Source organism: Shewanella sp. TB7-MNA-CIBAN-0143, assembly GCF_040310065.1.
Lineage (GTDB): Bacteria > Pseudomonadota > Gammaproteobacteria > Enterobacterales > Shewanellaceae > Shewanella.
Window position 1 is genome coordinate 304,331 of sequence record NZ_JBEOPL010000002.1, and the last position, 21,524, is coordinate 325,854.

General features: G+C 41.2%; 23 protein-coding genes. 2 read left to right on the top strand and 21 right to left on the bottom strand.

Annotated elements, in window-relative coordinates:
* Positions 1-209 precede the first annotated feature (209 nt).
* Positions 210-881, top strand: coding sequence for a DUF2461 domain-containing protein (locus tag AAEY97_RS02695; protein ID WP_350996368.1), 672 nt, complete (start codon positions 210-212; stop codon positions 879-881).
* Positions 882-1,324: 443 nt separating this feature from the next.
* Positions 1,325-2,701: an RsmB/NOP family class I SAM-dependent RNA methyltransferase gene (locus AAEY97_RS02700; protein ID WP_350996371.1), complete on the top strand. Its 1,377-nt coding sequence runs from the start codon at positions 1,325-1,327 to the stop codon at positions 2,699-2,701.
* Positions 2,702-2,788: 87 nt separating this feature from the next.
* Here the strand turns inward: AAEY97_RS02700 and AAEY97_RS02705 are convergent, their stop codons facing one another.
* The 21 genes from AAEY97_RS02705 to fliL form a co-directional block, all read right to left on the bottom strand.
* Positions 2,789-3,187 carry a DUF2802 domain-containing protein gene (locus AAEY97_RS02705; RefSeq protein WP_059747932.1) on the bottom strand — a complete coding sequence of 133 codons (399 nt, stop codon included), beginning with the start codon at positions 3,185-3,187 and terminating at the stop codon, positions 2,789-2,791.
* A 95-nt stretch (positions 3,188-3,282) separates the two neighbouring features.
* Entirely contained in the window at positions 3,283-3,777 is a 495-nt protein-coding gene (locus AAEY97_RS02710; protein ID WP_011636681.1) for a chemotaxis protein CheW, read from the bottom strand.
* Between the two features lie 2 nt (positions 3,778-3,779).
* On the bottom strand, positions 3,780-4,862 hold the full coding sequence (locus AAEY97_RS02715) for a chemotaxis protein CheW (protein ID WP_101085372.1): 1,083 nt from the start codon (positions 4,860-4,862) through the stop codon (positions 3,780-3,782).
* Positions 4,846-5,640: a ParA family protein gene (locus tag AAEY97_RS02720; protein WP_162022671.1), complete on the bottom strand. Its 795-nt coding sequence runs from the start codon at positions 5,638-5,640 to the stop codon at positions 4,846-4,848. Before AAEY97_RS02720 ends, AAEY97_RS02715 begins: the two co-directional genes overlap by 17 nt.
* A gap of 48 nt (positions 5,641-5,688) precedes the next feature.
* Positions 5,689-6,090: a membrane anchored protein in chemotaxis locus gene (locus tag AAEY97_RS02725; RefSeq protein ID WP_502959428.1), complete on the bottom strand. Its 402-nt coding sequence runs from the start codon at positions 6,088-6,090 to the stop codon at positions 5,689-5,691.
* 52 nt (positions 6,091-6,142) lie between these two features.
* Positions 6,143-7,339 carry a protein-glutamate methylesterase/protein-glutamine glutaminase gene (locus AAEY97_RS02730; RefSeq protein WP_101085375.1) on the bottom strand — a complete coding sequence of 399 codons (1,197 nt, stop codon included), beginning with the start codon at positions 7,337-7,339 and terminating at the stop codon, positions 6,143-6,145.
* Positions 7,340-7,369: 30 nt separating this feature from the next.
* Complete coding sequence (locus AAEY97_RS02735; RefSeq protein WP_162022668.1) at positions 7,370-9,583, bottom strand: chemotaxis protein CheA; 2,214 nt, start codon at positions 9,581-9,583, stop codon at positions 7,370-7,372.
* Between the two features lie 15 nt (positions 9,584-9,598).
* Positions 9,599-10,336, bottom strand: a complete 738-nt coding sequence (locus AAEY97_RS02740) for a protein phosphatase CheZ (RefSeq protein WP_101085377.1) — start codon at positions 10,334-10,336, stop codon at positions 9,599-9,601.
* Between the two features lie 13 nt (positions 10,337-10,349).
* The gene (gene cheY, locus AAEY97_RS02745) at positions 10,350-10,733 is read right to left on the bottom strand and encodes a chemotaxis response regulator CheY (protein ID WP_011919599.1); all 384 of its coding nucleotides are present in this window, start codon (positions 10,731-10,733) and stop codon (positions 10,350-10,352) included.
* A gap of 44 nt (positions 10,734-10,777) precedes the next feature.
* Positions 10,778-11,497, bottom strand: a complete 720-nt coding sequence (locus tag AAEY97_RS02750; protein WP_350996379.1) for an RNA polymerase sigma factor FliA — start codon at positions 11,495-11,497, stop codon at positions 10,778-10,780.
* Entirely contained in the window at positions 11,490-12,371 is an 882-nt protein-coding gene (locus tag AAEY97_RS02755; protein ID WP_124732590.1) for a MinD/ParA family protein, read from the bottom strand. The genes AAEY97_RS02750 and AAEY97_RS02755 overlap by 8 nt, the downstream gene beginning before the upstream one ends.
* Before the next feature lie 4 nt (positions 12,372-12,375).
* The gene (gene flhF / locus AAEY97_RS02760) at positions 12,376-13,761 is read right to left on the bottom strand and encodes a flagellar biosynthesis GTPase FlhF (RefSeq protein ID WP_350996382.1); all 1,386 of its coding nucleotides are present in this window, start codon (positions 13,759-13,761) and stop codon (positions 12,376-12,378) included.
* 29 nt (positions 13,762-13,790) lie between these two features.
* The gene (gene flhA / locus AAEY97_RS02765) at positions 13,791-15,890 is read right to left on the bottom strand and encodes a flagellar biosynthesis protein FlhA (protein WP_124730253.1); all 2,100 of its coding nucleotides are present in this window, start codon (positions 15,888-15,890) and stop codon (positions 13,791-13,793) included.
* A 117-nt stretch (positions 15,891-16,007) separates the two neighbouring features.
* Positions 16,008-17,141 (bottom strand): flagellar biosynthesis protein FlhB, encoded by a 1,134-nt coding sequence (flhB, locus tag AAEY97_RS02770; protein WP_124730252.1) that lies wholly within the window; start codon positions 17,139-17,141, stop codon positions 16,008-16,010.
* A 9-nt stretch (positions 17,142-17,150) separates the two neighbouring features.
* Positions 17,151-17,954 (bottom strand): flagellar biosynthetic protein FliR, encoded by an 804-nt coding sequence (fliR, locus tag AAEY97_RS02775; protein WP_124730251.1) that lies wholly within the window; start codon positions 17,952-17,954, stop codon positions 17,151-17,153.
* 3 nt (positions 17,955-17,957) lie between these two features.
* The gene (fliQ, locus tag AAEY97_RS02780) at positions 17,958-18,227 is read right to left on the bottom strand and encodes a flagellar biosynthesis protein FliQ (protein ID WP_124016935.1); all 270 of its coding nucleotides are present in this window, start codon (positions 18,225-18,227) and stop codon (positions 17,958-17,960) included.
* Positions 18,228-18,239: 12 nt separating this feature from the next.
* The gene (gene fliP, locus AAEY97_RS02785) at positions 18,240-18,968 is read right to left on the bottom strand and encodes a flagellar type III secretion system pore protein FliP (RefSeq protein ID WP_164839202.1); all 729 of its coding nucleotides are present in this window, start codon (positions 18,966-18,968) and stop codon (positions 18,240-18,242) included.
* Positions 18,969-19,000: 32 nt separating this feature from the next.
* Positions 19,001-19,381 carry a flagellar biosynthetic protein FliO gene (fliO, locus tag AAEY97_RS02790; RefSeq protein ID WP_415837563.1) on the bottom strand — a complete coding sequence of 127 codons (381 nt, stop codon included), beginning with the start codon at positions 19,379-19,381 and terminating at the stop codon, positions 19,001-19,003.
* 115 nt (positions 19,382-19,496) lie between these two features.
* The gene (gene fliN / locus AAEY97_RS02795) at positions 19,497-19,880 is read right to left on the bottom strand and encodes a flagellar motor switch protein FliN (RefSeq protein ID WP_124730248.1); all 384 of its coding nucleotides are present in this window, start codon (positions 19,878-19,880) and stop codon (positions 19,497-19,499) included.
* 10 nt (positions 19,881-19,890) lie between these two features.
* Entirely contained in the window at positions 19,891-20,919 is a 1,029-nt protein-coding gene (gene fliM / locus AAEY97_RS02800) for a flagellar motor switch protein FliM (protein WP_124730247.1), read from the bottom strand.
* Positions 20,920-20,948: 29 nt separating this feature from the next.
* Positions 20,949-21,470 (bottom strand): flagellar basal body-associated protein FliL, encoded by a 522-nt coding sequence (fliL, locus tag AAEY97_RS02805; RefSeq protein WP_124730246.1) that lies wholly within the window; start codon positions 21,468-21,470, stop codon positions 20,949-20,951.
* Positions 21,471-21,524: the final 54 nt, after the last annotated feature.

The window sequence follows — 21,524 nt, forward strand, 5'->3', positions numbered from 1 at the left end:
CGACCATACCTAAAGCGCCAAAAACTAACGTTTACCTTGTTTTTTAATACAAAAAATACAGAGTTAACATTTAAATGTTCAAATAACGTGCACAATATTAATGGCTTAAATCAACCCTAGCTATTTCACTCAGAGTAGACATTGTTTAACATGATAGCCAAATTATAACATTAATATCTGCATCGCTATTGTAAAAAAAAGGTACCGTCATGTTCAGTCAGCATAGTTTCGATTTTTTAAACAGTCTAGCAGTTAACAACGATAGAGAATGGTTTAAAGCCAACCAACAGCAATACGAAGATCAAGTGAGAACGCCAGCTTTACAGTTTATAGAAGCCATGCAAGGGCCTATTTTAGGTTTGTCGCCACGATTCATCGCCGTGGCTAAAAAAGTTGGCGGCAGTCTAATGCGCCCACAACGCGACAGTCGCTTTAGCAAAGATAAAACGCCTTATAAAACCAATGTCGGCATTCAGTTTAAACACTTTCAAGCCAAAGATGTCCATGCTCCGGGGTTTTATGTTCACATCGCTAATGATGAATGCTTCATTGCCGCGGGTATTTGGCACCCAGAATCAAAAGATCTCAATGCCATTCGTCATTGTATTGATGAAAACCCTAATGCTTATCAAAAAGCATTAACTCAACTATCACAAGCAGGATTTGAATTAACGGGAGATAGTTTAATTAGACCTCCACGAGGGTTTGATAAACATCACCCAATGATTGCCGAGCTCAGGCGAAAAGACTTTATTGCCATCAAACCAATTAGTTCAGAACAAGTATGTCAGGCTGATTTTGTTGAATTTTGTGCACGAGAATATCAACATACCCGCGCGCTAATGGCCTATCTATGTTTTGCATTAGATTTAGACTTTTAGTGAGAGTGAATCATAACATCATCATAGAAGCGTCGTTTCGACGACGTGAATAAGCGTATTTAACCTGAACTCGGGATAAGGAATGAACTTAGCTATTTAAAATCAGCATGTTAACCAAGCTCACTTTCAAGCTTGTCATTTGTTATGCTAGCAAGGCGAATTGACGCGTCAATAGCTAGCCTATAGTAAGTCGATTCAACACAGTTAGCAGGACAAAGGGCTGTTTGAAAGGCGTTTATTATCCCGAGCTCAGGTTATTTAACACAGAACGCGGGTGATAACCTTTGAGAATTATTTATTATTACAAGATTGTCGCTAAGGTATGATGTCATTTTGGCCAACATAGTTTTAGCTCATCATTTAGATAAGCCGTGTTAAACTAGCAAGAAATAGTCCCCTGTACAGCATCGGTTATGTGCTGTGCGGCAATATCAGGTCAATTCATGAGTCATAATATTCCCGCCATGTCTAACGCAACCACATCGGACGAGACACATGCGCAAGAAATAGCTGCGACGACACCAGCACAAAAGCGAGCCCTAAGTTATTCAACCACTATTGAGACACTGTTTAATCAGGTTATGAGTACCAACATGCCTGCCGATCGAATCATTGGCCAATATTTTCGTGAACATAAAAAACATGGGTCAAAAGATAGGCGAGTGATCCGCGAAAGTTTGTTTGGTCTATTTCGCTGGTGGGGCTGGTTAAAGCAATTAAATTCAAGCCAAAAACACACTACATGGTTTCAACAGCTAAGCACATGCGCGATGTTGGAACAACATGAATGGAATGACGTTACTACTGCCTGGAATGACTTCGCAAGTTGGCCTCAAACCCGCCCGGACCAGGTTGAACTGATAAATACCCCTTCATTGAATGACAAATTAACCGCCTTTATTAATGTAAGTGGCATTGATACCTGTCAACTAACCCAGTTGTTACCACAATGGTTTTGGCAAGTTTGCCCTATTGATGATGTTAATCAATATGCTGTTGTGAATGCAATGAGCAGTCGACCTCCGATCTGGGCTCGTGCACAAACATTATCAACAGAAAAAGTGATCGAATCTCTTCGACAAGCGGGCGTTGAAGCAAAAGCGAATAGTTACTTTTCTGATGCCATAAATTTAGGTAATAAAAGTATTAATCTAAATGAAATAAATGTTTATAAACAAGGTTATCTTGAAATCCAAGATTTAGCCTCGCAAGTAATTGGTCAAATTTGTCAACCAAGTAACCATGAAAAATGGTGGGATGCTTGTAGTGGTGCTGGCGGCAAAACACTGCAATTATATTCATTAATGTTGCAGCAAGGCTCTGCCTTAACGGGCAGTATTATTGCATCTGATATTCGAACTAAACCGTTGGAAGAGCTACGCAAGCGTGCCAAACGTGCAGGTTTTGATAATATTAGTGTTGCACCTTGGAAAGGCGACGTATTGCCTGTAGATGCGAATACCTTTGACGGAGTGTTAGTCGATGCACCCTGTAGCTGCACAGGTACTTGGCGTAGAAATCCAGATATGCGATGGCTTGATGATGCCAGTGCAGTAACAGATAAACCGATGCTACAACTAGCCATTTTACGACGTAGCGCAGTGGCTGTAAAAGTAGGCGGTAAATTGGTTTATGCTACGTGCTCTTTATCACCTAGTGAAAATGAACAAATTGTAAAAGACTTTTTATCAGAAACAGCCGAGTTTGAACTTGAACCGGTCATCCATCCTTTTACTGGGCAACCGTGTAATATGCTGACAATTTGGCCTCAGCAAGCCAATAGTGATGGCATGTTTGTCGCAAAAATGCGCCGCAAATAGTACGCCTAGCCGTAAGAGATTTAAAATTTCCCACTAAAAAGCCATCAAGTCGATGGCTTTTATTATTGCGAGCTAATGGTTAACGGGCTATTTTCGATGTAGGCGTAATATTAATTCAGCTTCTGCTTTAGGTAACTCACACTCTTGCATTAACTCTTCAATACCGGCCCCCAAACCCACCATTTTTACTGCCCTAGAATATAATTTGGCTTGAGGGTCTTGCTGGCTAGCTTCTTCCAGCATATCAAATTGCTTGGAGAGTTTTTTCTCTAATTCGACAACGCGCCTTCCTACACCAATAGTACCACTGCGCAATTCGTGTAGTTCACGTTTAACAGCTTCCCGCTGACGGTCGCTTTCTTTTACTAGCACTGTTAGGGCATTAACTTTAGTTTTTAATTTACTCGACTGTTTTTGTAAGTAAAGTACCAAACCAAGACATGCAATAACGTACACTAAAGCTGCAATTAGAAATTCATCACCCATTAACATACCTTTGTTGCTTCAACCAAAAAAAACAAAATTAAAGCCAAAACAAAAAGCCAACAGTAATTCGGTTGGCTTTTTTCATCAGATTACGATTAAATTTGTGTTAACTCTACCCACTCATCATCAGATAATAATTTATCCAAGTCGACAAGAATCAATAATTCGTTATCGCGGTTGCTCACGCCTTGAATATATTTAGCGCTTTCTTCAGTGCCCACATTCGGCGCGTTATCAATTTCTGAGCGACGTAAATAAACCACTTCAGCGACACTATCAACTAAAATCCCGATCACTTGTTTTTCAGCTTCAATAATAACCACTCGAGTAGAATCATCCAGTTCGGCTGATGGCAAACCAAAACGTGAACGAGTATCAATAACCGTTACCACGTTTCCGCGTAAGTTAATAATACCTAACACATAATCTGGTGCACCTGGTACAGGAGCAATTTCGGTGTAACGTAATATTTCTTGAACTTGCATTACGTTAATACCGTAGGTTTCATTATCTAGCTTAAATATAACCCATTGTAATACTAAATCGTCTTTAGCTGCAGTAGCCGCTGCTACACTTCTAGAATTGCTCATAGTTAACCTCGGTCAATCGAATCCTGACAACCTAAACCTGCATCAAGCATTTTGATTAATGCTTGAACATGTAAAATGCCACACATTTGTTGTTTTACTACCCCAGCAAGCCAAGGACGCTTACCCGGTTTCTCACGCCAATTGACGTGTGATTTATCTATTTTAACGGCGTTAACTAACGATTCGCACGTTAATCCCCACTGACTATCTTCAAGCATAACAAGATATTGATAATTTACTGTCTGTGCTAATTCTGGAGTATATTTTTCAGGCATCACCCACGCGCACGTATCAACCACATTTATTTTAGTATCTCGGTGGGTTTGCACCCCTTTAAACCAAGATGGCCTACCGATAAGATGGCTTATCTTCTCTATTTTTATAATCCCACCCAAACTCACCAATGGCACAGCGAGTGTTAACCCTGCTACATTGAAGAATAACACCTGAAATTCATCTTCAAGTAACTCTTGCAAATCATGAGTAATACTGGGCGGTTGGTGTCCAACCTGAGTCTGTGGCGCATTGTGCTCTTGCGTCGGCGAATTCTCTACCAACTGTTCATGCTTAATAATAGCGTCTTTTATATCAGCATGTGAACTTTCGTTATTGTTTATATCGACTAACGGCTTGATTTCTTTATTCGTTAATTCTGTTTGTTGTATTTTTGCACGACTAATGCCAACTTCAGGCTCAATATGAGTGATAGCCTGACGAACTCGTTCTGCACTGGCTTTAATCTGTTGCGTTAAATCGGTTTCTACTCTGGGTTTAGACACAGCAGATAATAATTTTTCAAGTGCCTGTTTATCGACACTGGTAGTTGGCTCTGCATATTGCCTAGCAATGACAGGAGAGGCTTTAGATGATGTTAGTTGTGAATAATGTGCCGATAACGTCATTTCAGCCGACATACGAGTCGGTTTGTCGTCGTTAATAATGGACACTTTATCGGTGATGTCATTAACGGAATTAACAGAAAGACTTGGTTTTACCTCAAGGCTTTGCTCAGTAATCGGTTTAGGCGATTCCTGTAATAAAAGACTGAAATAATCAAAAACAGTTTCATCAACCGATTTTGACATGAGTAAACTCCTGAGAAAATAAAAAATCCAGCAAACGATTATATGCTTTTACACCTCGGCTACTGGCTGAATAATGTGATGCGGGTAAATGAGCCAAACTTGCATCTCTAAATTTTGTATCTACAGGTATTACATCATTGGGCCACAGTGTTGAAGCATATTTATCCTGCAAAAATTGTAACGCTATTGGGGACGCTTTAGTGCGCTTGTCATACATTGTAGGTAATACGGTATAGCTGTAACGGGTTTTCTTAGAACGCCCCATTATTTCCATGGTTTTCACCATACGTTCGAGTCCTTTTATCGCCAAAAACTCAGTCTGAACAGGAATAATAATGTGATGACTTGCTGCTAATGCATTAACCATTAACACCCCTAATACTGGCGGACAATCGATAATAGCAACATCATATTTATCTTCAAGCAATGACAATAAGTTACGTAACACCAACCCCATTCCTTCTTGATGACCTAGTGACCTATCAAGTGTCGCTAACGCCATATTAGCCGGAATGATATCAAGCCCTTCAATTTGAGTTGGAAGCACATTTTGTAAAATAAAATCTTGGGTCAGTGTTTGATGATTCAAAAAAACATCATAAAGCGAGCAAGGCACTTCGTCTGAATCAATACCTAAGTAATAGCCCAATGAAGCATGAGGATCGGTATCGATTATCAACACTCGTTGGCCACGTTTAACCAATGCTCCGGCTAAACTGGCTACTGTGGTGGTTTTACCTACCCCACCTTTTTGGTTAGCTACCGTCCATACTTTCAAAGAAGCCTCTCAACTCATTATAATGATATTGTTATGGTAAATTGACTACTACTTGTGTTGTTTATCATCGCGGGTTGTTACACGGATGCCACCATTAGGTAAACGGATCACTTTAACCCCCTGAGCATCTTCTGACACTATGACTTCTTGATCATTTTGTTCAGCAGAAACATCAGTATCGTGCTCTACCTTATCAATATCAGTAAGCGATGCATCATCTAAAGAACCCGGACCAAACAGCACACTTTGTGCTTGTTTTTTTCCTGCTGACGCTATGATTGCTTGAGTTTGTTCAGGATGTTGAGTTAACCAATTAGCAATATTAGCGGCCTGATCATCGGGTACCATCAATAACACTTGAGACGCCGTTAATCGTGCTACATCCTGCTCTAATAACGTCACTTTTTGATCAGCGTCAATATACAAACCCGCTAATACTACTATGGCAATAAAGGACAAAAAAAATCCCAGTTTTTGCTTCGTCTGCAATGAGTATTCTGGCTTAGCCACGACTAGACTCTTTTAAAATAGCTTCAGCCATATTATCTAATGAAATAGAGTGAGTTGCGATACCGGTTGATGCTACAGCTTGAGGCATACCATATACCACGCAGCTTGCTTCATCCTGCGCCCAAATAGTGGCACCGACAGACTTTAACATTCTGGCACCTTCTCTACCGTCTGCGCCCATTCCCGTTAATACAACCGCTAAAACATCACCGCCAAAAGCTTTGGATGCTGATGCAAAAGTAATATCAACACACGGTTTATAGTTCATTTCTTGGGTTCCGGAAATGACTTTAAGTCTTCCAGAAATACCGCTTCGCTCAATCATGAGCTGCATGCCTCCAGGCGCTAAATAAGCACAACCAGGGCGCATGGCATCACCATTTTCGGCTTCTTTTACCTCAATTTTACACAAGGTATTTAAACGAGCTGCAAAGGCTGGAGTAAACGCCGCAGGCATATGCTGTATCAACACTATGGGATGAGGATAATTTGCAGGAAATGCAGTTAATACTTTCTGTAATGCTACTGGCCCACCGGTTGAAGTCCCGATGAGTAACAATTTATATTGCTTACCACTGGCCCGAATAGACGATATTGTAGACGTTGTCGGATTAGCGCTCTGACGATCTGCTAAGGTTGTGGATAAACTGGAACGAGTCGCTACAGGCGTTGTTGTGGAAGCTAAACGACTGCTTAGCGGACGACGAGGCGTGTTGATATCTGGAGCCGCAATCGTTGAACGACGAGATTCTGGTAATGAAGTAGGTGTTAACGAACTTGGCCGATATATCCTACGTCGACCTAATGCTTTAATTCGTTGCTGTAACAAAAGAATCGCATCGTCTTTATTGGTTGCTATATCTTCAAAACGTTTTGGCAAAAAATCTAATGCACCTGCTTCTAACGCATCAAGTGTCGCTTTAGCACCATCATGAGTTAACGATGAAAACATTAAAATGGGAGTAGGATTATTAGCCATAATTTCACGGACAGCAGTTATACCGTCCATCACAGGCATTTCAATATCCATCGTAATGACTTGAGGCTTTAACTTTGCAGCCATATCAACAGCTTCTTTGCCATTAACAGCAACGGCAACGACTTCGAGATCAGGATCTTGATTGACAATCTCACTGACTCGACGTCGAAAAAAGCTAGAATCATCTACAACTAGTACTTTTATGGCCATTTAATTCCTTAAATAATGGAACTTTTATTTTTATTTTATTTTTTTGCTTTTAGCGTAATGTTTTAGCAGTCCTGGCACATCTAAAATCAGTGCAATACCACCATCGGATGTAATTGTCGCACCCGCCATACCTGGAGTACCTTGTAACATACTGCCAAGCGGTTTAATGACCACTTCTTCTTGTCCAATCAATGCATCTACAACAAAACCAATTTGCATAGTGCCAAGCTGAACAATAACCACATGACCATGCTTCTTATCACCATGTTTAAATGTTGATTTTTTACTGTGCAGCCAATGTTCTAGGTAAAATAATGGCACGGCCTTATTACGGAAAATCACCGTCAATTGACCATCGACTATATTGGTTTTTGTTAAATCTAAATTAAAGATTTCATTCACACTTGATAATGGTAGTGCAAAAACTTGATTAGACACATCAACCATCAATGTTGGCATAATAGCCAAAGTTAATGGCACTTTAATTTCGAGAACAGTACCCTTACCTTTCATTGAGTCAATATAAACAGTACCGTTAAGTTGGTTGATGCGGGTTTTCACCACATCCATGCCCACTCCACGGCCTGAAATATCTGAAATTTCAACTTTGGTTGAAAACCCTGGGGCAAAAATCAAATTGTAAGCTTCGTTATCGGTCATTCTCGAGGCGGTATCTTCATCAAGCACACCACGACTTATCGCAATTTGTTTTAGCTTCTCAGGGTCCATTCCCGCGCCATCATCCTCAATTTTAAGCAGGATGTGGTCACCTTCTTGGCTAGCCGATAAGGTAATGGTACCGGTTCGAGATTTACCGCTAGCTTCACGAGTTATCGGCATTTCGATACCGTGATCGACTGAGTTTCGAACCAAATGGACTAAAGGATCGGCTAACGCTTCGACTAAGTTTTTGTCAAGATCGGTTTCTTCACCAATCATGATTAAATCAATTTCTTTATTTAAGGTACGTGCTAAATCACGAACAACACGCGGGAAGCGACCAAAAACTTTCTTAATCGGTTGCATGCGGGTTTTCATCACCGCACCTTGTAAATCAGCCGTAACCAAATCCAGGTTTGCTAGCGCTTTGGACATCTCCTCGTCTTCACGATTAATGCCTAAACTAACCAATCGGTTACGCACTAACACTAACTCACCAACCATATTCATGATTTGATCTAAACGAGCAGTATCAACACGAACCGTTGTTTCACCTTGTGGGACAGACGCCGCTTTAGCAGGTGTTTTGTCTTTTACAGGTTCAACCTTTGGAGCAACTACAGGGACTGATGTCGCTACTGGTTTAACAACAGGAGCTGGGCTAACTTTTGCTGCTTGCGGAGGGGCAACGGCTTTAGTAGGTTGAGCTGGAGGAGGCGTTTGCGATTTAGCAACTGGCGCAGTACCTTTTCCGTGTAATTCATCTAAAAGACGCTCAAATTCATCGTCAGTTATTTCATCAGAATCAACAAGGGGTTCAACAATAGGCGTTGCAGCAGGCTTAGTTGGAGCTGCAGGTTTGGTTTTAGCTTCAAATGAACCTGAGCCATGTAATTCATCTAATAATGCTTCAAACTCATCATCAGTGATTTCATCGCTACTACTTGCGGCAGGCTTTGAATCAATATTGTCTTTTTTTACTTCAGAAGGTTTAGCTGCAACAGGACTTTTACCCGGACCATGTAAGGCATCAAGCAACGCCTCAAATTCTGACTCATCAATGTCATCAATACTACCAGTGTCAGATACTTCCGCTGAGGGAATGCTAATATCTTCGACATATTCAGGATCACTGAATTCAACAATATTTTCAATTGGTTCTGGCTCATCTGCCGACATTTCTGAAGGTAATGGCGCACCTGAACTTAGTAATTTGAGTTTTGCAAGTAATGCAGAATCAGCAGGGTCTTGTGATTCTCCCTGTTGAGTTTGAGCAAACATGGAATTAATCGCGTCGACCGCTTGCAAAATAATATCCATTAATTCTGCATTTACGCCACGTTTACCGGTGCGTAATAAATCGAACGTGTTTTCAGCTTCATGACACACGTCAACCATCGGTTTTAGACTTAAAAAACCAGCCCCACCTTTAACAGTATGGAATCCACGGAAAATAGCATTGAGTAAATCACTGTCATCAGGATTATTTTCAAGAGCAACTAGCTGCTCCTGTAGAAGCTCTAAAATCTCGCCAGCTTCAATTAAAAAGTCCTGGAGTATCTCTTCATCAACATCAAAAGACATTAAATTGACTCCTAATTAGAAACCCAGACTTGATAGCAGATCGTCTACTTCATCTTGACCTGTCACCACATCTTCACGCAGTTCAGCATGCATGATGGGACCTTCTGCTTCTATTTTATTTTCGTTTATAGTTGGCAATGATTCGGTAGTATGATCTCCGAATACCGTTAGCATTGAGACCAGATTACTTTCTACTTCACGAACTAAATCAATCACTCGACGGATCATTTGCCCCGTCAAATCTTGGAAGTCTTGCGCCATCAAAATTTCATTTAATAACTCGCGAAGACGATTAGAATCATTTTCACTATGTAACATAAACTGCTGAACATCATGACAAAGTGACTTAAACTCACCCATTTCTATGTCACGACGCATCAATTTATCCCACATTGGCGTCACTGATTGTATATTGCTAATGATGGTATCGGCCAAAGGTAGACATTCTTCAACTGCATCCATGGTTTTATTTGCAGCTTGTTCTGTCATGTCGATAACATAGTTCAATCTTTCTTTAGCATCTGGTATTTCGGTATTGGCTAATTCAGATAAACGGTTATCAACTTGAAAATCTTTTAGTGCACTATGGAGTTGTCGAGTTAGCTTACCGACTTCTTCAAAAAGCTCACGCTGCAATGGCGTTGCAAGCTCTCTGATCATTTCATCGGCTTTATCTTGTTGACCCAAGGTAAGCAATTCAACAAGTTCTTGGGCCTGTTCGAGAGTGATTAACCCCGATATTGATGCCTGCATGACTTATCCTTGCTTATGCGAGTCGTTCAAAGATTTTGTCTAACTTTTCTTTTAACGTAGCTGCGGTAAAAGGTTTTACGACATAACCATTTACACCGGCTTGCGCTGCAGCAATAATCTGTTCACGCTTAGCTTCTGCAGTTACCATTAGCACAGGTAAATGCTTTAACGAATCATCTGCACGGATTGCTCTAAGTAAATCAATACCTTGCATTCCAGGCATATTCCAGTCTGTTACCACAAAATCAAAATCGCCTTTTTGCAACATAGGTAGGGCTGTTGAGCCATCATCTGCTTCTTGGGTATTATTAAATCCCAAATCTCGCAACAAGTTCTTAATGATACGCCTCATTGTTGAAAAATCGTCAACAATAAGAATCTTCATATTCTTGTCCAAGGTTTCCTCCGGTGAGCTGACACTCGTTTGCTCTAGATAAGTTATTATTCTTGTGTCCAATGCTTGAGTTTCGCTTTTAATCTGAGCATTGCCTGACTTAATATCTGGCTAACTCGCGATTCACTAACTTCAAGGATGGCACCGATTTCTTTTAAATTTAGCGCCTCATCGTAATATAACGACAACACTAGCGCATCTCTTTCTGGCAATGTCTTAATTGCTTCAACCAATGCAGATTGGAATTGAATTTCAGCAAGTGAGTCAAAGGCCTCATCTGGTGTTTCATTATTTGTGATTAACACATCTTGCGAAACACCAAGATCTTCTATGCCTATGATTTTACCCACAGAAACATCATTTAATATATGATGGTACTCATCGAGTGACATATCAAGCTTTTCAGCAATTTCTGTATCATTAGCATCACGCCCAAATTGCTGCCCTAATTCATCAATCACTTGTGCGACACGACGATTATTGCGATGAACAGAACGAGGAACCCAATCACCACGTCGAATTTCGTCGATCATAGCACCACGGATCCTAATACCAGCAAAGGTTTCAAACTTAGCCCCTTTGCTGTTATCAAATTTAGATGAAGCCTCAAGTAGCCCCATCATTCCAGCTTGTAATAAATCATCAAGTTGCACCGATGCAGGTAATCTTGCCAGCATATGATGAGCAATTCTTTTTACCAACGGTGCATACTGTTCAACAATAGACGTTTTGTTATCGAATTGAGTATACGCTGCGGCTTTATTCACCCGTTCTTCCTTCTTGTATCGGCTTACGTTGTACAAGACGTTCAACAAAGAACTCTAAATGACCGCCTGGTTGTTGTGGAACCGGCCAAGTCATAATTTTATTGGCTAATCCATGGAAAGCAATAGCAGAAGGTGATTTAGGAAACGCCTCAACAACTAGCTTTTGCTTACGAACAGCTTTACGTAAATTCTCATCAAACGGTATTGTTGCCACTAGTTCTAAAGCAACATCTAGAAATCTATCCGTCACTTTACTGAGTTTAGCAAATAATTCCATACCTTCTCGTAAACTACGCACCATATTTGCCACAATTTTGAAGTGGAACACGCCATGCTCACGACTTAGGATTTTAATCAATGCATAAGCATCGGTAATCGATGTCGGTTCATCGCATACAACAATTAATACATCTTGTGATGCACGAGAAAAACTCAGCACCATGTCAGATATACCGGCTGCAGTATCGACAATTAAAATATCGAACTGAGTACGCATTTCACTGAATGCACGTATTAACCCTGCATGCTGTGCTGGCGACAACTCAACCATCGCTTGCGAACCTGATGTCGCTGGAACAATGCCAATACCTTTAGGTCCGCGTACTATGATGTCATCTAATTCGGCATCTCCGGACAAAACATGAGATAAATTTTTCTCAGCACGGATCCCGAGCATGACATCGACGTTGGCTAAACCTAAATCAGCATCAAGTACTAATACACGTTTGCCTTTTTCAGCTAATGCAACGGCAGTATTAATTGACACACTCGTTTTACCCACTCCGCCTTTACCACCGGATACGGCAATGACTTTAACTTTATCGTTATTTGGTTGATTCATCATACGTAAACCACTTGCTTGATCCCGAGTCATATCTTTACTCAAATGCATAGGCTGTGTCATTAGACCACACTGTGTCTTGTGACGATTGTTGTTCTGTTTCATTTAACGCCGAGAGTGCCTGCTTAGCCAACTCTAGCGTATCAGCCACTTTCATGTCCTCAGGAACACGTTGGCCGTCAGTAACATAACTTAATGGTAACTCATTTTGAATCAATACGCTCAATGCACCTGCAATTGATATTGATTCATCTAACTTTGTTAAAATTGCACCTGATAATGGAATGCGTTTAAAGTGTTCTACAGCATCTTGTAATACGCGACGTTGGCCGGTCGCAGATAAGACTAAGTAACTCCGAATAGGGATCCTACTATTTGCTGTTAAATTATCAAGTTGCTGATATAGACGCATATCACGTTGTCCCATACCCGCGGTATCAATTAATACTAACTTACGATTTCTAAATTGATAGAGAATTTGTTCTAATTCGGTTAAATCATGTGCTTGCTTGACCGGACAACCCATTATTTTACCGTAAGTGGCTAATTGCTCATAGGCACCAATACGGTAATGATCTGTGGTAATCAACGCGACCTGCTCTGGGCCGTGATGGGCAGCAAATCGGGCGGCAATTTTGGCTAAAGACGTTGTTTTACCTACACCAGTAGGTCCCACAAATGCCACAACACCACCACGTTTAACAATATCATCACCTTGATTGTCAAGTAAGTTAGCTAAACTTTGCGGTAATGCACGCACCAAATCTGCAGGCGTATAGTGCTGGCTTAATCCAGCCAGTTTAGCAGCTACTACCGGAGAAAACTCTGCCGCAATCAATTTACTTTCAAGCATTGCACCAACAGGATCGGTACGTTTTTTCTGGTCCTTCATCAAAGATGATACTTGATGAGTCAATAAGCTTCGTAGTGAAGCCATCTCTTCACGCAATGCATCCATATCGGCAGATTGGTTTTTATTAGTTTTTTTAGCTTGTTCAGGAGCCATTTGCGATTGAGAAGTTGATGCTGGTTTGGCCGATTTAGCACCTTGTAATTGGCGGGCCCATTCTGGTAACTCAGGTTCGTCTTGACGCACAGACATTTGTTGCTTCATGCGGTTATGTTGCTTTTCAAGCAATGCCTGTAAAGAATCAGCCGCCGGAGGTGGATTCACCTTTGATTGAGCTTTCATCACAGGCTTAGCGCCTAAAGACACCCTATCGTCACTAACATCCATAAAACCGGTAGTCGGCGCTTGTGATGCGATGGCGGCTTTAGGTTCATCATAATCTACAGCAGCGACAATTTCGATTCCGCCGGTGACTTTTTTATTTGACATAATGACAGCGTCAGAACCTAAGGTTTCTTTTACCTGAGCCAATGCCGCGCGCATATCTTTGGCAAAAAATCGTTTAATTTTCACTTACGCACCTCTATAAACTGACGTTATCACTATTGGCCCACAGCAGAAACAATTCTAATCTGTTTCTCGTCTGGTATTTCTTGATAAGAAATCACTCGTAAATTTGGAATAGTGTATTTAACAAATCGTGACAGCGTTGACCTTAGCATACCAGATGTCAATAAAATGGCTGGTTGCCCTACCATTTCTTGCTTCTGTGCAGCGTCCAATAAAGACTGCTGCATACGTTCTGCAAGGCCCGGTTCAATATTAGGTCCTTCGCCGCCGGTAGCCTGCATAGACTTATGCAACATCTGTTCCAACTCTGGCGCCAATGTAATGACAGGGATTTCAAGTTCTGGACCCGAGATTTCTTGTACTATCATGCGTTTTAGCGCTATACGCACTGCTGCAGTTAATACTTCAGTGTCATTACTCTTGGTACCATATTCTAACAATGTCTGCACTATGGTGCGTAGATCACGAACTGAAACACCTTCGTTGAGTAAGTTTTGCATCACTTTAACGACCGTTCCTAGCTGCATCACATCAGGTACAAAACCATCAACTAATTTAGGCGAGTTCTTGGCAAGCATATCAATTAACTGCTGCACTTCTTCATAACCTAATAGTTTTGCCGCATTATTAGTAAGTAACTGGCTTATGTGAGTGGCTACAACCGTTGCGGTATCGACGACGGTATAGCCTAATGTTTGTGCATGTTCACGTTGCTCTGGCGCTATCCAAACCGCTTCTAAACCAAAAGCGGGATCACGAGTTTCAATACCATCAAGTTTACCGTAAACTTGGCCAGGGTTAATCGCTAACTCACAGTCATGTCTAACTTCAGCCTCGCCTACCACTACTCCCATCAAGGAAATACGATACGCATTAGGTGATAAGTCTAGATTGTCACGAATATGCACCGCTGGCACTAAAAAACCTAACTCTTGGGATAACTTTTTACGCACACCCTTGATTCGGCCTAATAACTCACCACCTTGAGACTTATCAACCAATGGAATTAAGCGATAACCCACTTCAAGACCAATCGTATCAACATGACGCACATCGTCCCAGCTTAAATCTTTAGGTTCTTTATCTTTAGTTTCTACTGGCCCTTTAGTTGCCAATGTCAGTGCAGTTTGTTTTTTATCAACATTACGCTTGTAGATAAAATACGCGGCACCAGCAGTAATAAAGGCAAAGGTCAAAAATGCCACATGAGGCATTCCAGGCACAATACCCATGATAAAGAGTAACCCAGCTGCAATGGCTAATGATTTATGACTGTCAAACATCTGACTAAACATCATTTGACCCATATCGCCAGACTCATTTTGACGAGTGACCATTAAGGCCGCAGCAATAGACAACAACAAACCGGGAATTTGCGCTACCAAACCATCACCGATGGTCAGTAAGGTATAAATTTCAACTGCACTAGAAAAGTCTAATCCATGCTGGATCATCCCAATCACAAATCCACCAATCATATTGATGACTAAGATCATTATCCCTGCAATGGCATCACCTTTAACAAACTTTGAAGCACCATCCATCGCACCGTAGAAATCGGCCTCACGAGTCACTTCAGCACGGCGGATCCGCGCCTGATCTTGGGTTAATGTGCCAGCATTTAAATCAGCATCAATGGCCATTTGCTTACCCGGCATAGCATCCAAAGTAAAACGAGCACTCACCTCAGCAATACGCCCTGCACCTTTAGTTACCACAGCAAAGTTAATAATAATCAAAATAATGAACACGACTAAACCAACAGCATAATTGCCGCCAATGACCACAGAACCAAAGGCCTCAATCACTTTACCCGCAGCGGCACCACCATTATGACCTTCAAGCAGTACAATACGGGTAGAGGCGACGTTTAGCGCGAGTCTGAGCAGCGTTGCGATTAATAATACGGTAGGAAAAGCGGCAAAATCGAGTGGTCTGTCAGCATAAATAGCAACTAAAAGCACCACTAAAGCCAACGCAATATTGAATGAAAACAGAATATCTAGCAAAAAAGCAGGAATGGGTAAAACCACCATACCTAACGCAGCAAGTACTAATAAAGGCGTTCCGATCCCTTTAAAAGTAGATACTTTTATTTGTTTCATTTGGCCAAAAGCTGCTTTTGCATCCATATTAAGATGAACCCTTTATGTCAGATCACGGCGTCAATGGACTGTTATTTGACGCGAACAAACATACAAAGCAAAAATTAAGCCATAAATATTATTTATCTAAGATAGACTATTTTTTTAATGCTTTAAATCATCTGGTATGGGTTGTTTCAGCGGGATAGGTTTTGGCCTACGACCTTTACCTTTTTGATATTGCCTAAGTTGGAATACGTAAGCCAATACCTGCGCAACAGCAGTAAATAGACCTTCTGGCACTTGTTGATCAATCTTAGTGGTATGGTAAATAGCACGAGCCAATGGCGGGGCCGACACAATAGCAACGTTATGTTCCCGAGCAATTTCACGTATTCTAAAGGCAACATCATCGACACCTTTAGCAATTAAATAAGGAGCAGATGAGCGACTAACATCGTATTTAACTGCCACAGCATAATGCTCTGGGTTAACCACAATCACATCAGCATTAGGCACTTCAGTCATCATGCGCCGTTGTGCCATCTCCTGCTGCATTTGTCTTATCCGGCCTTTAACTTCAGGTTTACCTTCAGTGTCTTTATATTCGTCTTTGACTTCCTGCTTAGTCATTTTAAGTTGTTTATTGTGATTCCAAATTTGAAATGGCACATCAATAATCACAATCAATAACATCGAGCTGCAGAGTAAAATAAACATCCAAACGAGCAAATCTAAAGCATGGTAAACATTACCAGGAAGATGATCGCTAGAGAGGGTCAAAATATCATAGAAGTAAAAACTGAGCAGAAAATACGCCGACAATGCTACCACTGAAAACTTGGCGATGCCTTTTGTTAACTCAACTAATGCCTGTGTGCCAAACATGCGTTTAAAGCCGTTCATCGGGTTCATTTTACTGCCTTTAGGCATAAACGCTTTGACAGAAAAAGATATGCCACCCAACACAATGTTACCCAGAAAAGACACAAATGCTAGCAAAGCAATAAAGCTAATTAACGGCCAGGCAAGCTCATCCCCCACCACTCCCCATACCCGAAACATGGAATTAGTATCAAAAATTTGATCTCGCTCCATCGAGAAAATTTGCTTCATAATATTATAGAGGCTTTTGGCAATTGCCGGTCCTGTCATCGAAAACCCAACCGACGCAGCAAGCAGTACCGCTGCCGTGCCTAGCTCTTTAGAGCGAGCGACTTGACCTTTTTCTCGAGATTGCTCAAGTCGTTTGGATGTGGGGTCTTCTGTGCGTTCTTGACCGCTGTCACTTTCTGCCATACATGCCCCTTAGAATACTACTGAGCCATCAAGCTGACATTGAAGTTGCAGAACATCACACATAAGTAACTGCGCAGCCATCCACACTTCATCAAAATGGGCCATGATAGGTGCTAATGTTAACCACAAAATCAACAAACCACTGACCATTGTGACCGGAAAACCAATAGAGAAAATATTCAGTTGAGGCGAGGCGCGAGTCATCACACCAAAGGACAAATTGATTAATAACAACGCAACAATAGCCGAAATTGACATCGTTAATGCAGAACCAAACATGAAGCTGCCCCAATCAGCAAGGGCCCGGTAATTGGCAATTGAAATGCCTTGATTTGAAATAGGAATGGTTTCAAAACTGGCCACCAGCATCCGCAACATGAGTAAATGACCATCTACAGCCAAAAAGATTAACGTGGCTAATAATAGAAAAAAGTTACTCACTACTGGTGTTTGCTCACCAGAGCCAGGGTCGACCATAGAGGCAAAACCTAAACTGGTTTGCATACCAATAATTTGCCCAGTTAGCACAAAGGTTTGCATCACCATTAGGGTCACAAACCCCATAGTGACGCCAATTAAGATTTGCTGAGCAATCACAAAAACTGAGCTTAATGCCATTAACTCGACATTTTCAATCGGAGGTAAAATAGGCGCAACTGCCATTGTTATCGCCACGGATAACATCAGCCGAACTCGAGCGGGAGTAGTATTAGCGCCAAATACCACCATCACCATAAGCATGGAAGAGATACGAAAGAATGGCAAAAGATAAGCAGCAATTGTTTGACTGATTTCATCAAACAAAATATCCATGACTTAACCTATAACCTGTGGAATGAGATTAACCATCTCGTAGAAGAAATCCATCATGGTTTGTACTAGCCAATGGCCTAAAAACATCAACGCAAATAACGTCACAAGTAAACGTGGTAAAAAACTTAAGGTTTGCTCATTAATTGAGGTAGCAGCCTGAAATACCGCGACAATTAAACCAATGAACAAGCCGGGTAAAATAATCGCTGACACAATCAGTACGATAACTGACAATGCTTCTCGAAAAATATCAATGAGCGATTCTGGAGACATAAATACGTGGCCTTATATTCCGAAACTATTCGCTAACGTGCCCATGACTAAGCCCCAACCATCAACCAGTACAAACAACATGATTTTAAAGGGCAGTGACACAATCATCGGTGACAACATCATCATACCCATAGCCATTAAAATACTGGCGACCACTAAATCCAGTACTAAAAAAGGTACAAATAACATAAAGCCAATTTGGAAAGCGGTTTTCAATTCACTGGTAATAAATGCAGGTATTACCACACTCATAGGCGTTTGTTCTGGCGATTGAATATCTTTATAGCCGGAAATTTCAATGAATGTTTGTAAGTCGGTGGTTCTAACTTGCGACAACATAAATGTTTTAATGGGCTCTTTGCCAACATCATAAGCTTGCGTTAACGTCATGGTTTCATTGATATAAGGCTCGACAGCTTCAGCATAAATTTTGTCAAAAACAGGCGCCATAATAAAAAATGTCATAAACAAACTGATGCCAATCAGTACCTGATTAGAAGGTGTTTGTTGCAAGCCTAACGCTTGTCTTAATATCGATAACACCACAATGATGCGAGTAAACGAAGTAAGCATAATAACCATAGCAGGGATAAAGCTCATTGCTGTCATCAGCAATAAGATTTGCATAGTTACCGAATATTCAGTGGTTCCGTCTGCAGCAGTTGTAACCGTTAAGGCGGGTAACACCCCATCTTGAGCCAGTGCTAAAGGGGATATTACCATGGCAATTATCGCCACCATTGCCAATATCAATACAGTAGTGCACTTATTCATTATTGCTGTTCCTTAGCGAGTTTTAGGCGACTAGCAAACGAAGATACGGGAACATCAACGGGAGTGGCTAATTTATCAATGAGATTTATTTGTTGCGAAGTAACACCTAGAAGATATTGCTGACCATTAACCTCCACCAGTACCACTTTTTCACGTTGGCCGATGGAAGTCACTGCAATCGTTTTAATCACACCGCCACTTGATGGCACTAACTTAAGGCGTTTTACAATATAAGCTAACAAAAAAATAAGCGCTAATACGACAATTAATCCACCAACCATGTTGGCCAAAGTTGCCACATTAGACACTTCAACAGGGTGAGCAGAGGTATTTTTAGCTAGAGTGCTAGACACTTCAGGGACGCTTAACGCCTCACTCATAATGCTCAGCATTAGTATTATATTCGCCACTGCTATTCCTTGTTTGTGCAACCAATCAAGCAAACTTCAGCACGTGCTAATATTTGCTATATTATTGTTTATAATACAATTTAAATTATTTAAGCTTTTTAATTCGCTCTGTTTGACTAATGACATCTGTCAAACGAATACCAAATTTGTCATTGACTACCACAACTTCACCATGAGCAATCAAGGTGCCATTAACCATAACATCCAAAGGTTCACCCGCAACACGATCAAGCTCGACTACCGAGCCTTGATTCAACTGAAGTAGATTACGGATACTGATAAAACTGCGTCCCACTTCCATAGAAATAGTGACCGGAATATCTAAAATACCATCTAACTTAGCCGCTTCTTCTTTAGTAATCGGCCTAGAGTCATCGACTAACTCATCAAGTTCAACATGTTCCGCTTCATCTAAAGCCTGCTCAGCCATGGCTGCAGCCCAGTCATCACCTGTATCTTCTGTGCTCATTTACTTCACCTTATAACTCTGAAATATCACGCGACTTGCCTTTGCGAGTCACTAATTGCAGCTCTGTTTTAACTGTTTCTGGCCGCGGGATTTTTTCACTAATTTTTAACGCTAAATTATCACGTGATTTACCCATTTTACAACGATAAGTCGGTAAGCCTTCAATACGCATCATAATATGTTCAGGTAAATCAATAGGAATAATATCGCCCGCTTTAAAGCCCATTACATCACGTAATGTCACTTCATGCTCAACAACATTGACATCAAAACCGACCTGCACATCCATAATTTCATCACGTAATGCTTGCGACCAGCGCATATCGGTATCTTGTTTATCACTTTGAACACCGGCATCGAGTAACTCACGGATGGGTTCTATCATTGAATACGGCATAGTGATATGGAAATCACCGCCACCACCATCAACTTCAATATGGAACGAATTAATGACCACAACTTCTGTTGGACTAACAATATTCGCCATTGCCGGATTCACTTCAGAGTCGAGATACTCAAACTCCACATCCATTACTGGTGACCATGCTTCTTTGTAATCTTCAAAAATAATTTTAAGCAATAACTGTACAATGCGGCGTTCTGTTGGGGTAAATTCACGGCCTTCAATTTTGGCATGAAAACGGCCATCACCACCAAAGAAATTATCCACCAGAATAAAGACTAAACGGGCTTCCATGGTAATTAACGCCGTACCCTTAAGAGGACTAAAACGCACCATATTTAAACTGGTTGGCACAAATAAAGTATGCACATACTCGCCAAACTTAAGCATTTGCACGCCATTAATCGACACTTCAGCAGCACGACGCATCATGTTAAACATACTGATGCGTAAATGCCGAGCAAATCGTTCATTAACGATTTCAAGCGTAGGCATACGTCCACGTACAATTCGGTCTTGAGACGAGAAATCGTAAGAACGCGCATCGGCACTGTCCTCTTCAATCTCATCATCATCGACATCATCAACACCATGCAACAGCGCATCAATTTCATCTTGGCTTAATAAATCACTCACATCGTTGCCTTAGCAGTAAATGCTTTTGGTTATTGCATTACAAAGCCAGTAAACAGGACTTTTTCAACGACTTTCTTGCCTGTTATTGGTTGCAGCGTATTTTGAACATTGAGTAACGCTAGCTGACGTAGCTCATCTTTTCCGACTTGAGTACTCAACTTTTGCACATCAGCTGCACTAAAAGTTGTTAATAATGCATCCTCAATCAACGGAATATGCTTTTGTATAAGCACACTATCATCAGTGCCGCGTACCATTAACTGAACTTTTATTTCAACCAGCCTAGCGCGATCAACACCGGGTAAGTTAAATAGAAAAGGTCTTGGCATGCCAACATATTCAGCCTCAGCACTAACTATTGGCGCAGCAGCTTCAGCAGTGGCATCGCTGTTTGTTGCAGTAGGTGCAGGCTCGTCTGACCCCATAAAAAACCACAATCCACCGCCAATGAGTAGTGCCAGCACCAAACCAATAGCGCCAAATATAATCAGCTTGTTGCTTTTCTTGCCGCCTTCAGGGGTTTCATTTAACTCTAATTCTTGTTCAGCCATTATGGTTCCTAATCAACATTGTGATTAACATTAAAACGTAGCGATATAACTCGC